This window comes from Vibrio sp. SCSIO 43155, from assembly GCF_023716605.1.
Taxonomy (GTDB): domain Bacteria; phylum Pseudomonadota; class Gammaproteobacteria; order Enterobacterales; family Vibrionaceae; genus Vibrio; species Vibrio harveyi.
The window spans coordinates 647,611-662,283 of record NZ_CP071853.1 but is presented as its reverse complement, the minus strand read 5'-3'; the positions used below and the strand labels follow the sequence as shown (position 1 = coordinate 662,283).

15 protein-coding genes are annotated in these 14,673 nt (G+C 44.4%); 7 read left to right on the top strand and 8 right to left on the bottom strand.

Annotated elements, in window-relative coordinates:
• Positions 1-49: 49 nt before the first annotated feature.
• A complete protein-coding gene (gene pepT, locus J4N44_RS20150; protein ID WP_005453643.1) occupies positions 50-1,279 on the bottom strand; it encodes a peptidase T in 1,230 nt (409 codons plus the stop codon).
• A 192-nt stretch (positions 1,280-1,471) separates the two neighbouring features.
• On the bottom strand, positions 1,472-2,332 hold the full coding sequence (locus J4N44_RS20145) for a DUF6279 family lipoprotein (RefSeq protein WP_252045791.1): 861 nt from the start codon (positions 2,330-2,332) through the stop codon (positions 1,472-1,474).
• 264 nt (positions 2,333-2,596) lie between these two features.
• Between J4N44_RS20145 and J4N44_RS20140 the strand changes: the two genes are divergently transcribed.
• The gene (locus J4N44_RS20140) at positions 2,597-2,770 is read left to right on the top strand and encodes a hypothetical protein (RefSeq protein ID WP_005453640.1); all 174 of its coding nucleotides are present in this window, start codon (positions 2,597-2,599) and stop codon (positions 2,768-2,770) included.
• Positions 2,771-2,832: 62 nt separating this feature from the next.
• On the opposite strand, the gene J4N44_RS20135 is transcribed toward J4N44_RS20140, so the two are convergent.
• On the bottom strand, positions 2,833-3,465 hold the full coding sequence (locus J4N44_RS20135) for a response regulator (RefSeq protein ID WP_005453637.1): 633 nt from the start codon (positions 3,463-3,465) through the stop codon (positions 2,833-2,835).
• Positions 3,452-5,188 carry a nitrate/nitrite two-component system sensor histidine kinase NarQ gene (gene narQ, locus J4N44_RS20130; RefSeq protein WP_029790039.1) on the bottom strand — a complete coding sequence of 579 codons (1,737 nt, stop codon included), beginning with the start codon at positions 5,186-5,188 and terminating at the stop codon, positions 3,452-3,454. The genes J4N44_RS20135 and narQ overlap by 14 nt, the downstream gene beginning before the upstream one ends.
• 246 nt (positions 5,189-5,434) lie before the next feature.
• On the opposite strand from narQ, the gene napF reads away from it, so the two are divergent.
• The 6 genes from napF (at position 5,435) to J4N44_RS20100 (ending at position 10,047) form a co-directional block, all read left to right on the top strand.
• Entirely contained in the window at positions 5,435-5,920 is a 486-nt protein-coding gene (napF, locus tag J4N44_RS20125) for a ferredoxin-type protein NapF (RefSeq protein ID WP_009701993.1), read from the top strand.
• A gap of 43 nt (positions 5,921-5,963) precedes the next feature.
• Entirely contained in the window at positions 5,964-6,272 is a 309-nt protein-coding gene (locus J4N44_RS20120) for a chaperone NapD (protein WP_005453631.1), read from the top strand.
• Complete coding sequence (napA, locus tag J4N44_RS20115) at positions 6,269-8,758, top strand: periplasmic nitrate reductase subunit alpha (protein WP_005453626.1); 2,490 nt, start codon at positions 6,269-6,271, stop codon at positions 8,756-8,758. Before J4N44_RS20120 ends, napA begins: the two co-directional genes overlap by 4 nt.
• 76 nt (positions 8,759-8,834) lie before the next feature.
• Positions 8,835-9,290, top strand: coding sequence for a nitrate reductase cytochrome c-type subunit (locus J4N44_RS20110; RefSeq protein ID WP_005453623.1), 456 nt, complete (start codon positions 8,835-8,837; stop codon positions 9,288-9,290).
• A 28-nt stretch (positions 9,291-9,318) separates the two neighbouring features.
• Positions 9,319-9,897, top strand: a complete 579-nt coding sequence (locus J4N44_RS20105; RefSeq protein WP_005453621.1) for a NapC/NirT family cytochrome c — start codon at positions 9,319-9,321, stop codon at positions 9,895-9,897.
• 15 nt (positions 9,898-9,912) lie between these two features.
• Positions 9,913-10,047, top strand: a complete 135-nt coding sequence (locus J4N44_RS20100; RefSeq protein WP_005433365.1) for a TIGR02808 family protein — start codon at positions 9,913-9,915, stop codon at positions 10,045-10,047.
• Positions 10,048-10,287: 240 nt separating this feature from the next.
• Here J4N44_RS20100 and phaC read toward each other — a convergent pair whose 3' ends face one another.
• From phaC to J4N44_RS20080, 4 genes are all read right to left on the bottom strand, one after another.
• Positions 10,288-12,063, bottom strand: a complete 1,776-nt coding sequence (phaC, locus tag J4N44_RS20095) for a class I poly(R)-hydroxyalkanoic acid synthase (RefSeq protein ID WP_017819305.1) — start codon at positions 12,061-12,063, stop codon at positions 10,288-10,290.
• Between the two features lie 64 nt (positions 12,064-12,127).
• Positions 12,128-12,475, bottom strand: coding sequence for a phasin family protein (locus J4N44_RS20090; RefSeq protein ID WP_005453608.1), 348 nt, complete (start codon positions 12,473-12,475; stop codon positions 12,128-12,130).
• A 44-nt stretch (positions 12,476-12,519) separates the two neighbouring features.
• Entirely contained in the window at positions 12,520-13,728 is a 1,209-nt protein-coding gene (locus tag J4N44_RS20085; protein WP_252045654.1) for an acetyl-CoA C-acetyltransferase, read from the bottom strand.
• An 11-nt stretch (positions 13,729-13,739) separates the two neighbouring features.
• Positions 13,740-14,480, bottom strand: coding sequence for an SDR family oxidoreductase (locus J4N44_RS20080; RefSeq protein WP_005453606.1), 741 nt, complete (start codon positions 14,478-14,480; stop codon positions 13,740-13,742).
• Between the last annotated feature and the right edge of the window lie 193 nt (positions 14,481-14,673).

Sequence of the window (14,673 nt, the reverse complement as noted above, 5' to 3'; positions counted from 1 at the left end):
TGTCTGGGCTTTTGTTTACTTGAATGGTGAGATTACTCAGCAAATGATATTAACCGTGCTTCTTCGCCGTTAGCTCAGCAATTTTAACGATCACTTGAACCGATTTCTCCATCATCTCAACTGAAATAAACTCGTGGATACCGTGGAAGTTATAACCGCCAGTGAAGATGTTTGGACACGGTAAACCCATAAATGACAAACGAGCGCCATCTGTTCCGCCACGAATTGGTTTGATCAGAGGTTCCACATCACAATCTTCCATCGCTTGTTTCGCCAAGTCGATAATGTGCGGGTATGGTTCAACCATTTCACGCATGTTGTAGTAGCTGTCAGTGAGCTTCAACTCAACAGAGCCATGCTTCAACCCAGCGTTCATATCATCGACAAGTTTCTGCATGAAGGCTTTACGGCTTTCTAGACCTTCACGATCGAAGTCACGGATGATGTAACCTAGCTCACTGCGAGCCACACCAAGTTCACCTGATTTAAGATGGAAGAAGCCTTCGTAGCCTTCTGTAGTTTCTGGCGTCTGATCTTCTGGCATTTGCACTTGGAATTTTGCCGCCAAGTTCATCGCATTAACCAATTTGCCTTTTGCTGTACCAGGGTGAACACTCACGCCATGGAAAATGACATCTGCACTGGTTGCATTAAAGTTTTCGTATTCTAGCTCGCCTTGAGGGCCACCATCGATAGTGTACGCCCATTTCGCACCAAACTTTTCAACATCAAACAAGTCCGCACCACGACCAATTTCTTCATCTGGTGTAAAACCAATGCAAATATCACCGTGTGGGATTTGAGGGTTTTCAATCAGCATCGCAACCGCGGAAAGAATTTCTGCAATACCGGCTTTGTTGTCAGCACCAAGTAGTGTCGTACCATCAGTCGTGATCAGGTTGTGGCCATGAAGATCGTGCAAATCTGGGTATTGGACTGGTGATAACACTTCATCGCCCAAACCAAGTGCAATATCGCCACCCTGATAGTCCTCAATAAACTGAGGATTTACATTTTTACCAGAGGCATCTGGTGCAGTGTCCATATGCGCGATAAAGCCAATAGCAGGTACATCGTAATCAACGTTAGATGGCAGTTTTGCCATCAAGTAGCCGTTGTCACTTAACGTCACATTGCTTAAGCCAAGCTCAATCATCTCTTTTTTAAGTTGCTGAGCGAACACCAGTTGCCCGCTGCTGCTTGGGCAAGCTGATTCGTGGGGATTAGATTGAGTATCGAACGTGACGTAGCGAAGAAATCTTTCAACTAAATGTTTCATAATTATTCTCATTGTTTTGGGCGAAGGATGCCACGCACAGGGATGCTTGGTATGCGAGGATCCTATCCAACATGGTTCGACAAACCATGTTACGCTCATGAGGCGATAAGAATTTGCTTTGAATCAGTTTTTCATTAAAAAGTGCTGGCGCACTCCTACAGCACTCACATTAAGAATTTGATTTATCGAGTTTTAATTCAATAGGTCTTCGGCAAGTTCTCGCCACTCTCGGATTTTGCCATGGAAGTGTTTCCATTGTTTATCACTCATGGATTGAGCTATATCTAGAGTGAATTGATCCGTTAGTGCGATATTTTGATCAATATTCTTAGTCAATTGATCACTATAATAACTTTCTGGTTCAAATAAGAGCTGCATGAATACTTGCTGGTAAACCACGCTGTTGGTTTTATTTTCGAAAAGATATTCTAATTCTTGAATAATGGAAGATCGATAATCACGCCATAAGGGACTATTTATAATCACTTGTTGAGAAAGCTGTTTGGCTCGCGCTTTTTGTTGGCTAGATAATTTCCCCAACCATTCTTCCATCCAATCCTCTGTATTCTCTAAGACAACTTCTCTCAGTTCTTGTTCCGTTTTTCCTACATATTTTTCATCTCTCTCCTTATAACGTTCTCTTACACTATCAATAAACTCTGCTTCTTGTTGGTTATCGAGCTGCATACTTAACGAGAACAGATCTGGAGCGGCTTTCGAAACAAGACGTTGATAATGTTCACGCATTTGGTCTCGATTCGCTTGCAATGCTTCCAACGTAATGCTGTCTTTATTCAGTGCCTCCAATTGCTTTAAGTGATCGATATATAAAGGTAATTCTTCTTTCTTGTGCCAATCGGCTAATAATAAGATTCGCTCCTCTACCAGAGCTTCTTGTTCACCATCTAAAGACACATAGTCATCTAAATATTCGATCACTACCCAATCAATATTGCTGTATAAAAACTTCTTCGCACAACCAGCAAGCGCCAAAATAGATAACAAGATACATCCATATCGAACCGCTTTATTAGATAAATTTTTTAATTTCATCACCGATCCATATTCCCTTTTCCATTGATTAAGTTCTATACTCAATCTAAATCACTTATTATTGCGGCAAACTTACGTCAGTCTGGCAAAGTGACATTGCCACCCTAGTAGTATATAGAGTTTGAAATTAACTTTTTTATCACAACTATCCGCAAAAAAGTGAGTTAGTGCGCAATTATTAGCCAAAACTCGAACGATATAGCGTTCCTTAAAGTGGCATATAAATTGCTTCAATAACATCAGGATAGTTTATGGAGGCGTAGCATGGCTGCTGCTGAGCAACTTGATACGAGTGTAGAATACGAAATTCGCTACTTTGAACAGGGGAAAATGCACAGTATGAGAGTCGTCGCGGAAGATAAGAAAGCGGCGCATCGTTACTATTTGGAGTGTGGCAAACACAATAGTGATTTGTACTCCATTCGCCCAGACCAATAAAAAACCGCCCTTGTTTGGGCGGTTTTTTCTATTTGGCGTTTCTAGAATGGGCGTCTAAAGTACTACTTAATTTCGCCGAATCGCTCTAGATAAAGCACTGTCGCTGCAGTACGTGAAGGTACTTTTAACTTTTTCAGCAAACTCTTCATGTGCACTTTAACGGTCGATTCAGAGATAAACAGGCGATCGGCAATCTGCTTATTGCGAAAACCACGCGCCACCTCTTGGAGGATTTGCGTTTCACGGTCAGTCAATGAGTCAAATACGTCTTCTTGACCTTCACGCTCATTTAGGTATTTCGCTACCGCTTGGCTGTAGGCTTTGTCCCCTTCGTGTGCTTGTTTTAGCAGTTCAACCAATTCATCTGGCTCTGTGTCTTTTAACAAGTAACCATCTGCGCCGCTACGCACGATAGCTTCGATGTCTGCCGGACTGTCCGATACGGTGAGAATAACAATGCGAGCTTCACAACCGTCAGCACGCAAAGCTTTTAGCGTATCTAGACCAGACATGCCTTTCATATTCAGATCAAGAAGTACCAAATCCAGCTCAAGTTCATGAGCTTTCGCAACCGCATCCGCACCGCTACTTGCCTCTGCGACGACTTCAAATTCTGGCTCAAAACTGAGTAACTGATGAATACCACGTCTCATGAGTGGGTGATCATCCACCAGCATTACTTTACACACTGTCAATGTTTACTTCCTTACTATGTTGGAATTCTAGTCTTACGATACAGCCGCTATTAGCTGCGGCTTCAATTTGCAACTCAGCGTGCAATCTGGCTGCTCGCTCTTGCATGATACTCATACCGTAATGATTTAATTTTTCGTCTTGCTGCTCAAAGCCTATACCATCATCGGTAACAGTCACTGTGACTTTCCCATCAGAATCAAGACATTGAATCTTAATATTGTTCGCTTGCGCATGTTTAATCGCATTTATTGTCGCTTCTCTGATCAACTGTAGTAGATGGACCTGCTGGTGTGCATCTAATTCAGTTGAAGAAAGCTCATTGTCAAGCGAGATTTTCGCCGCAGTTTGATCATCAAGCGTCGAAACCATTTCTTGAAGCGCTTGACCAAAGCTGCCCTCTTTTATTGTTAGGCGGAATGTAGTCAAAAGCTCACGAAGTTGGGTATATGCTGCTGACAGCCCAGTATCGAGCTCAGCAATAACTTGATTTGTCTGCTCTATCGCTTTGTCATCAGGAATATTCTTCACACTTCGTTTGAGTAGCGATACTTGGATCTTCAAATAAGACAATGCTTGGGCTAGTGAATCGTGTAACTCACGAGCGATGGTGGCACGTTCTTCCATCAAAAGCAGCTGCTCGGCTTGTCTCTGCGCTCGGTTGTAATATACCGCACGAGATAAAATTTGAACAAAGTTATCAATAAGAGACTCATTAGGACACGGCAAACCCGCTTTCCAATGCAAATACCCAAGGTGAACACCGTCCAGCGTTAATATCTTCGTGTGGCATTCCCTATCACATTCGTGACGGCACTCTTCCCCCTCAGAGAGTATCCAATTTGGTTCCCCAATTTGATCAATTTCGAGCTTAACTGCACGAATTCCTTCCAAACTTGCAATATGTTGTAAAATCGCTTGGAAATTCTCCTGATGGATACGTGAAGCCGTCAGCTCTTTCGACGAATCATACAACACTCTCAGCGATTGGTTAGCATGTTGTAGCTTACGTGTTTTCTCGTCGACAGCTTGCTCCAACCCTCGATATAACTTACCAAGATCGTTCGCCATCCTATTGAAAGTTCGGGTCAAAATACCCATTTCGTTGTCACTCGATACATTGAGTGACACATTAAACGAACGATTCTGAATTTGTTCACTTGCAAACACAAGAGCGCGTAAAGGTCTGACAACTTCTAGTCTCACAAAGTGCACGACAAACATGCTGACACACAGTATGCCGCCAAGCCCTAAGCCACCAATCCACGCTAAGTTGATCAGTTTTTGTTCTGAGTAGTTCTGCAGTTTAAATACAAAAGCATCAATTTGTTGAACAAAACCAGCCACTAAGATCAGATATTTGTCTCTATCTTGGCTCTTTAGTACCGATTTCAGCTCGTGCCAGCGCAGAATCAACCGATAGTAGTCTTTTGTAATATCTTCTGGTACTGACCAATGCTGTAGTGCCAGCATTGAATGGGAGTAAATTGACTGCTCAAATAAGTCAATATGTGAAGAATAGTCAACAGATTCACTTTGAATATCATGGGCTAAACGATAACTCTGCATTCGCATCGAACCCGCTACGTTGACCGCCTCCGCATCATTAAGGCTTGATGCAAGAGTGAATATAGCAAAGCCAGTCGTCGCCACCGATAGGAGTAAAATCAACATCATGGCAGACGCAATAGTGCGTGTTACTGACTTTTTCACATTTTTAAACAACTCTGAACTCCGCTCGTTTGATAACCACGTTTGTCTTTATACAACGCGCATTATCTTTCAACTTTATCAATATGTGATCACCTGCGCCGGAATTTATTGATCCAAAACAATATTGCATCCTAATTACCTCCTAAGAGGTATTTATACATATATGTCAAAAACTACAATTTCGTGTACTTAAATGACAGTTTATTAATGAAATTGTGGACTATGCTTAGTTTGGGTTTCAATTTTTGAGGTGACTAAGTGGTAGACCTTTCTAGACGAAGACTTTTTGCACGCAAAGCGCAACCGGATAATTCGGTACGTCTTCCTTGGTTAGCAAAGCCAACTCAATTCACGGATGACTGCACTCGCTGTGGCAAATGCATCGAGGCATGTGAAACCAAAATTATAACCAAAAGCGACGGCGGTTTTCCTGCAGTCGATTTTTCTATTGATGAATGCACATTTTGTTACCAATGCGCCGAGGCTTGCCCAGAGCCACTATTTTTAGCAGAAGCGGAGCAACCTTGGCAGGCAAAAGCGAGCATCACCGATAGCTGTTTAGCAAAACAAAATGTCGAATGCCGAAGCTGTGGGGACATGTGCGACCCGATGGCGATTAAGTTCAAGTTAGAACTTGGCAAAGTAGCACAACCAAATTTAGACCTTGATGAGTGTAACGGCTGCGGCGCCTGTGTTTCAGTGTGCCCTACTTCATCCATCAATGTGAGCAATATAACAGCCTAGCCGTTAGTGGTCGGCGCGATAGGCGATAAAACGAGAGAGATGTATGTCACTAAACGAAGTGCACATTTCGAGTCTGGTAGTCCATGTTCTGCCTGAACATCTGGCTGAAGTTAAAACCCAGATTGAAGCGTACGAAAACGCAGAAATCTACGGTGACAGCCCAGAAGGCAAAATCGTGGTGGTGCTAGAAACTGAGAATCAAGGTTTCATCACCGACACTATCGATGCGATTAATAATTTACCGAATGTCTTGAGCACAGTATTGGTTTATCACCAAATCGAAACTGGGCTTGAAGAAACGGAAGAAGAAGACACTGGAACACAACATTCCCAAATCGAGGGTGAAGTATGAAAATGACAAGACGTGCGTTTGTGAAAGCAAACGCGGCTGCATCAGCTGCTGCTGTCGCAGGTATTACACTACCAGCTTCTGCAACCAATCTGATTGCAAGCTCTGACCAAACTAAAATCACATGGGACAAAGCACCTTGTCGTTTCTGTGGTACAGGCTGTTCTGTTCTTGTTGGTACTCAAAACGGCAAAGTCGTGGCGACTCAAGGTGACCCTGAAGCGCCAGTAAACAAAGGTCTGAACTGTATCAAAGGCTACTTCCTTTCTAAGATCATGTACGGTCAAGACCGTCTGACTCAGCCTCTTCTACGTATGAAAGATGGCAAATACAGCAAAGACGGTGACTTCGCTCCTGTATCTTGGGACACCGCTTTCGATATCATGGCTGAGAAATGGAAAGCTTCTCTAGAGAAGAAAGGTCCAACAAGCATCGGTATGTTCGGTTCTGGTCAATGGACAGTAATGGAAGGTTATGCAGCAGCCAAAATGATGAAAGCAGGCTTCCGTTCAAACAATATCGATCCGAACGCGCGTCACTGTATGGCATCTGCAGTAGTAGGCTTCATGCGTGCATTTGGTATCGATGAACCAATGGGTTGTTACGACGACTTCGAGAACGCCGACTCATTCGTTCTTTGGGGTTCAAACATGGCAGAAATGCACCCAGTTCTGTGGACACGTATTACTGACCGTCGCCTAAGCCATCCTCATGTAAAAGTGAACGTGCTTTCTACTTACTACCACCGTTCATTTGAGTTGGCAGACCACGGCTACATTTTTAATCCTCAGTCTGACCTTGCGATTGCTAACTTTATCGCAAACTACATCATTCAAAACGATGCAGTGAACTGGGACTTCGTGAACAAGCACACGAACTTTACCAAAACAGACACTGACATCGGTTACGGTCTGCGTGACGATGACCCGCTACAAAAAGCCGCTAAGAACCCGAACTCTGGCAAGCTGACGTCTATCTCTTTCGAAGAGTACAAGAAGACTGTCGCGCCTTACACCGTAGAGAAAGCATCTGAAATCTCAGGCGTAGAAAAAGAGAAACTAATCGAGCTTGCTAAGCAGTACGCGGATCCAAACACGAAAGTGATGTCGCTATGGACAATGGGTATGAACCAACATACTCGTGGCGTATGGATGAACAACTTGGTTTACAACATCCACCTACTAACTGGTAAGATTGCTACTCCGGGCAACAGTCCATTCTCACTAACGGGTCAACCATCAGCATGTGGTACCGCTCGTGAAGTTGGTACGTTTGCTCACCGTCTACCTGCAGACATGGTGGTTGCTAACCCTAAACACCGTAAAATCGCGGAAGAGATCTGGAAACTGCCAGAAGGCACCATCCCACCGAAACCAGGTTTCCACGCGGTACTGCAAGACCGCATGTTGCATGATGGCGTTCTGAACTGTTATTGGGTTCAATGTAACAACAACATGCAAGCTGGTCCAAACATCAACACAGAGCGTCTTCCAGGTTACCGTAATCCAGAAAACTTCATTGTTGTGTCTGACCCATACCCAACAGCAACAGCGCAAGCCGCTGACCTTATCCTTCCTACTGCAATGTGGATCGAGAAAGAAGGCGCTTACGGTAACGCAGAGCGTCGTACACAAGCTTGGTACCAACAAGTAGAGACCATCGGTGATGCAAAATCTGACCTTTGGCAGGTAATGGAATTCTCTAAACGCTTCAAGATGGAAGAAGTGTGGCCAGAAGAGCTTCTTGCAAAAGCACCAGAGTACCGTGGTAAAACCATGTACGACATGCTGTTCAAGAACGGTCAAGTTGACCAGTTCCCTATCGAAGAAGCTCGTGAACTAAACGATGATTCGCACCACTTCGGCTACTACGTTCAGAAAGGTCTGTTCGAAGAGTACGCAACATTTGGTCGCGGTCACGGTCACGACTTAGCACCTTACGATGTCTACCACACTGTACGTGGTCTACGTTGGCCGGTTGTTGATGGCAAAGAAACACAATGGCGCTTTAAAGAAGGTTCTGACCCATACGCTAAAGCAGGTTCAGGTTGGGACTTCTACGGTAATGCTGATGGTAAAGCGAAGATCATTTCTGCGCCTTACGAAGCGCCACCAGAAGTACCAAATGAAGAGTTCGACCTATGGCTATGTACAGGTCGTGTTCTTGAGCACTGGCACACAGGTACTATGACTCGTCGTGTACCAGAGCTTTACAAAGCTGTACCAGACGCTGTGGTTTACATGCACCCTGCGGATGCGAAAAAACGTAATGTACGTCGCGGTGAAGAAGTTCTGATTGCAAACAAACGTGGCGAAGTACGCGTTCGTGTTGAAACCCGTGGTCGTAACCGTCCACCTGAAGGCTTGGTATTCGTACCGTTCTTTGATGCCCGTATTTTGATTAACAAGCTGATTCTTGATGCGACTGACCCTCTGTCAAAACAGACAGACTTTAAGAAGTGTCCAGTCAAAATCACGAAAATTGCTTAACCGTCAAATAACGAATGCAAAGGCCGTCGACTCGGCGGCCTAAAAAGAATTTAAGCCATAAGGCGGAGATGAAATGATGAAAAAATACCTTATCGCACTTTTATCTGTAGGTGCTTTATTGACAGGCGTTGCACAAGCGGAACTGGACAATCCAGGTGGTACAGGCGGTCTAGACTCGCTACGCGGCACTGCGCAACTTGAAGACACTCGCCCTGCAGATGATTTTAAAGACTTTCCCAAAGACCAGATCGTTGCAGACAGCTTTGTATATCAGCCGCCACTGATCCCTCATAGCATCCGTAACTACGAAGTGTCTTTGAACGCAAACAAATGTCTAGCATGTCACAGCTGGAAAAATGCTAAAGACGCAGGCGCTACCAAGATCAGTGTAACGCACTACGTTAACCGTGAAGACGCGGTACTAGCAGACATGTCACCACGTCGTTACTTCTGTTTGCAATGTCACGTTCCACAAACGGATGCTAAACCATTAGTGGAAAACGAGTTTAAGGCAGTCGATTCGCTTCAGTAATTGAAACGCGAGTACTAAGAGGTTACTTATGAAAATACTTAAAGCGTTTTGGAAGAGACTGTCGAGCCCGAGTAAAGCTGCCGCTGGTGTGGTTTTATTCCTTGGCTTCGCTGGTGGTCTTCTGTTTTGGGGCGCATTCAACACAGGTATGGAAGCGACCAACACAGAAGAATTCTGTTCTGGCTGTCACGCTCCTATCGTCGCTGAAATTCAAGAAACGATTCACTACTCGAACCGTTCTGGTGTTCGTGCAATCTGTTCTGATTGTCACGTACCACACGAATGGACCGATAAGATCGTTCGTAAAGTTCAAGCGTCTAAAGAGTTGTTTGCTCACTTCGTAACGAAGACGATCGATACGCCGGAGAAATTCCAAGCTCGTCGTGAACACTTAGCGGAACGTGAGTGGGCGCGTATGAAGAAGAATGATTCTCTTGAATGTCGTAACTGTCACCAGTTTGATTACATGGACTACTCGCAGCAGGGTAAACGAGCGGCAGCTCAACACTCTACCGCTCTGGCTTCAGGCGATAAAACTTGTGTAGACTGTCATAAAGGTATCGCACACAAACTGCCTGACATGCACGGTGTTGAAGGCTGGCAATAAGGAGAAACATAGACAATGAGTAATCTTGAATCCTTTATCTGGCACTTCCTTGGATACAGCGCAATGCCAGTCATTATTCTTTCCGGCTTTGTCGGAGTAGCAGCAATCTCTCTATGGCTACTCTCACTAGGTAAGGATAAAGAGGTGTAATTCACCTCGAACCAGTCAACTTTTTTGCCTATTTTGTTGACGGAAAACGCCGAGCATTTGCTTGGCGTTTTTTCTTTCTACGTTTCCAACCAAAGCACCAAACCCAATACTCTCTGACGGCTTATGGTGGTTCTCACACTTGCTTGTTGTGATGATTCTTTGCTCCTTGCGAAGCAAAGCTTCAGACAGAAAAAAGGCGACCATTCAGATCGCCAAATAATACTGCTTGCGAGGAGCAGTCTAGGACTCGTTGATAGGCAGAACTTGTCGAACATACTGACCAGGAGCATCTTCAATAACCGGATTTTGCTCAGAACCAACTGGGAAAGGCTCAACTTGCTCTTTCGGGTTAAACTGCATCAACCATTGGTGCCAATGCGTCCACCAAGAACCTTCTTGATGATTCGCGTTGTTGAACCATTCGTCCGCCGAGTCATCAAGATTGTCGTTCAACCAATATCCATATTTGTTTTTCGCTGGGTGATTCACGATACCAGCAATATGCCCTGACTCACCTAAAACAAAGGTCTTATTACCACCTGTATTCAGAGCACCACGATACGTTCCTTGCCACAGTGCAATATGGTCTTCTTTGGTCGATACAAAATAACTTGGGATCTTAATCTTGTTGAGATCAATCCAAACACCGCCAATTTTAACACCCTTGTCTTGTACCAGCTTATTCTCCAAATAGAGTTCTCGCAGTAAGAAATTATGGCAAGCGGCGCTCACATTAGTGCTGTCACTGTTCCAATACAGCAGATCAAAATCAACAGGGCTATTACCTTTGAGGTAATTATCGACGTAATAGTTCCAGTACAAACTGTTTTCACGCAGCAGACTGAATGTCACGCTTAACGAGCGACCATCCATGTAACCCTTGGCGTTGTTTTGCGTTTCTATAGCACTGATGATTGTGTCATTGATGTATGCCCCAACCTCCCCCGGCTGAGAGAAGTCCAATAAGGTCGTAAAGAAGGTCGCAGACTTAATACGCTTCTTCATACGTTTCGCTGCATAGTAAGCTACGGTGCTGGCGAGAACCGTACCACCGATACAGTAGCCAGCTGCGTTGATTTGCTCTTGACCAGTAATATCCTCAATCGCAGTAACCGCTTTCGCTACGCCTTCGGTTACGTAGTCCCCAAACTCAACCTGCGCTTGTTCTTTACCCGGATTGCGCCAAGACATCATAAATACGCTATGACCTTGCTCTAATAACCAACGAACCATTGAGTTTTTCGCCGTTAGGTCAAGGATGTAGTACTTATTGATGAACGGTGGAACGATTAATAGCGGTGTCGCATTCACTTTTTCCGTCAAGGGACGGTACTGAATCAGCTCAAACAATTCGTTTTGGAACACAACATCGCCCGCAGTCGTCGCTACATCATCCCCAACGCGAAACGCATTGTTGTTAGTCATGCGTACTTTGAGAATGTCGGCACTCGACTCAACATCTTCTTTTAACTTCTCTAAACCCGTCAGTAGGTTTTCACCATTTTGCTCAAGAGTGAGTTTAAGCAGTTCTGGGTTGGTCGCGATGAAATTAGATGGAGAAAGTGCGTTGATAGCCTGACGAGAGAAGAAGGTAATACGCTCTTTCGTCTTCTCATCAAGACCTTCGATGGAATCGAGCGTGTCTAGATAGGTTTTACTAAACAACAAATATGATTGCTTGATGAAGCTGTACATGGCCTCTTGCTGCCAAGCATCATTTGAGAAACGCTTGTCGCCCTTCTCTGCTTCGATAAGTTGCGTTTGATTACCTGCTAGAGCCACATTCTGCCAAATTTGAAGCTGCTGCTCCCACCACTCTGCTTGCAACTTCAAAATTGCAGCGGGTTGGTTTGCCGCTTGTTCGAACAGTTTAGCAGTATCTTCAAAGTTCACTTCTTGCATGGCCTTGTTCAAAGGAGAATTCACGACTGCCTTGTTCACTTCGAAATCATGCCACCACTGTTGATTGGTTTCCTGAAGCTTTACAAGATAGTCCGAAAAGAAGTGTTGAAACATAGTCTTACTCCTATATTCGGAAAAAACAACGCCGCCCAAAAAGCGGGCGGCGCAAGCGGACTTATTACGCTGGAGTAACAGTCTTTAGGTTTTCCGAAGTCATTTTCTCAACGTCTTCTTTGAACTCTTTTGCGATAGATTGCAGCTTGTTGCTGTCGTCCATCATTTGCTGAGAAAGTTTAGTAAGAACGGTAAGTTGTTGGCTGTTGAAAGCCGTTAGAGAAGTCACGTCTTTGATTTCTGACGCTGCTTTCATTTGGTTTAGACCCACTTCGCTGTAAGTACGGATCGCGTTCAGTTGAAGCTCAGTAAGCACTTCTACGTTCTTTGTTACTAGCTTGTTGAACTTCAAGTATGGTTCTAGATTCTTTTCAGTTTGATCGCTAAAAGTTTTGAAGAAATCAGTGTACATGGTTTATCTCCTAGAGAAAGAATTAAAAATGTCCGTTTAAATAACTACTTAACTGCTTTTACAATCACAGCCGTGCCCATACCGCCGCCCACACAAAGTGAAGCAACCCCGTACTGACCGTCTTGTTTGTGAAGTTCATGAACCAACGTAACCAAAATTCGGTTACCTGATGCACCAAGTGGGTGACCCAATGCGATAGCACCACCATTAAAATTGGCTTTATCTTGAATCGAGCTTACTGGTACTTGGTTGGTTTCAGCCAGTTTATGAATCACGCCTAATGCCTGAGCAGCAAAGGCTTCGTTTAATTCATAAACATCGATATCGCTGGTTTTCAGCTCGGCTTTTTGTAGTGCCTTGTTCACTGACTCAACAGGACCAAGCCCCATAATTTGAGGGTCTAAACCAGATTGTGCGTAGCTCACTACCTCGGCAATTGGTGTTAAACCATGCGCTTGAACTGCAGTTTCTGAGGCCAAAATGATGGCACTTGCACCGTCATTAATGCCCGATGCATTACCTGCTGTCACTGTACCTTCTCGGTCGAACGCAGGGCGCAGCTTGCTCAAACCTTCAAGTGTGGCATTGGCTTTCGGGTATTCATCGGTGTCAAACACGACCGTTTCTCGACGCTGCTTAACTTCAACAGGAACAATTTCATCTTTGAATTTACCTGCCTCGATAGCCGCGACAGCTTTTTGCTGACTCGAAAGTGCGTATTCGTCTTGCTGTTGGCGAGACAACCCTACCTCTTTTACAACGTTTTCAGCCGTCACTCCCATGTGGTACTGGTTGTAAACATCCGTTAAGCCATCTGAGATAAGGAGATCTTTCAGCTCCATGTGACCCATTTTGTTGCCATCTCGCACGCTGCTAGGCACGATGAATGGGATTTGTGACATGACCTCAACGCCGGCAGCCACCACGACTTCTGCATCACCGCTGCGAATATGCGAAACGCCATCCATGACGGTTTTCATACCACTGCCGCATACCATGTTTACGCCGTATGCAGGGACTGACTCCGGGATACCTGCAAACAGTGCAGCTTGGCGTCCAACACCCATACCTTGACCGGCTGCAACAACGTTACCAACAATAACTTCATCGACCTTATCTGCTGCCAAAGAAGCTGCCTCAAGCGCACCTTTTATTGCTACTGCAGCTAGATTTCCTGCTGAGGTGTTTTTTAAGCTTCCACCAAACGCACCAATTGGCGTACGCTTTGCTGCAACGATAAATACTTTTTCCATCACTCTACTCCTTAGCTCATGTATAGGCCGCCGTTCACCGACAATGTTTCACCGGTGATGTATGCGCCGGCATCACTCACTAGGAAGCTTACTGATGCTGCAATTTCTTCTGGCGTTGCTAAACGCTTCATTGGGATTTGGTTGGTGATAGATTCAAGCACTTCCGGTTTCATCTGCTCTACCATTGGGGTGCCGGTGTATCCCGGAGCGATAACATTCACAGTCACACCAGAACGAGCACCTTCATATGCCAGAGCTTTTGAAAAACCAATCATGCCAGCCTTAGCCGCTGAGTAGTTTGCTTGTCCAAACTGTCCTTTCAAACCATTAACGGAAGAGATGTTAATGATGCGACCACCACCTTTTTCACACATAGTCGCGAACAAAGGTTGAGTCACATTGAACAAGCTATTTAGATTGGTGTTAATGACGTCATTCCAAGCTTGTGCAGTCATCTTTTTAAACACGCCATCACGTGTGATACCTGCATTGTTGATGACAACATCTATAGTCCCTTCTTCCTCAAGCAAAAGTGCCAGTTTTTCAGCACACTGCGTGGTGTTTGTCACATCTAATTCAAATAAGCGTACCTGATCTTTGGTAAACCCTTTTTCATTAAACCATTCCAAAGCACACTCATAATTACCTGTAAAATAAGTAGCAATTACTCGATAACCATCATTTACTAATTGAGAGGAAATAGCAGAACCAATTCCGCCTTTTGATCCAGTGATCAAAGCGACTTTCTTCATTGAAGACTCCATTCTTAACGGCATTAAAAAAGCGAATTAAGATACTGGCGAAATGTTTCGCCAACTGACGTGTTAATTTATTCTTTTGGCAACAATTCCTCTGCTGCCTTTTATTTTAAGTTAACCTAGAAATATGACATTTCAAATAAAAAACTCATTCATTTGCATAAGATTGATTTAGATCTCATTCGGA

What these genes read in the sequence shown, in the direction of transcription:
- J4N44_RS20090 (WP_005453608.1), bottom strand. Translation starts at nt 12,475, where the DNA reads ATGTACACTGATTTCTTCAAAACTTTTAGCGATCAAACTGAAAAGAAT.
- J4N44_RS20110 (WP_005453623.1), top strand. Translation starts at nt 8,835, where the DNA reads ATGAAAAAATACCTTATCGCACTTTTATCTGTAGGTGCTTTATTGACA.
- J4N44_RS20140 (WP_005453640.1), top strand. Translation starts at nt 2,597, where the DNA reads ATGGCTGCTGCTGAGCAACTTGATACGAGTGTAGAATACGAAATTCGC.
- J4N44_RS20145 (WP_252045791.1), bottom strand. Translation starts at nt 2,332, where the DNA reads ATGAAATTAAAAAATTTATCTAATAAAGCGGTTCGATATGGATGTATC.
- napA (WP_005453626.1), top strand. Translation starts at nt 6,269, where the DNA reads ATGAAAATGACAAGACGTGCGTTTGTGAAAGCAAACGCGGCTGCATCA.
- pepT (WP_005453643.1), bottom strand. Translation starts at nt 1,279, where the DNA reads ATGAAACATTTAGTTGAAAGATTTCTTCGCTACGTCACGTTCGATACT.
- J4N44_RS20080 (WP_005453606.1), bottom strand. Translation starts at nt 14,480, where the DNA reads ATGAAGAAAGTCGCTTTGATCACTGGATCAAAAGGCGGAATTGGTTCT.
- J4N44_RS20120 (WP_005453631.1), top strand. Translation starts at nt 5,964, where the DNA reads ATGTCACTAAACGAAGTGCACATTTCGAGTCTGGTAGTCCATGTTCTG.
- J4N44_RS20100 (WP_005433365.1), top strand. Translation starts at nt 9,913, where the DNA reads ATGAGTAATCTTGAATCCTTTATCTGGCACTTCCTTGGATACAGCGCA.
- phaC (WP_017819305.1), bottom strand. Translation starts at nt 12,063, where the DNA reads ATGTTTCAACACTTCTTTTCGGACTATCTTGTAAAGCTTCAGGAAACC.
- J4N44_RS20105 (WP_005453621.1), top strand. Translation starts at nt 9,319, where the DNA reads ATGAAAATACTTAAAGCGTTTTGGAAGAGACTGTCGAGCCCGAGTAAA.
- J4N44_RS20085 (WP_252045654.1), bottom strand. Translation starts at nt 13,728, where the DNA reads ATGGAAAAAGTATTTATCGTTGCAGCAAAGCGTACGCCAATTGGTGCG.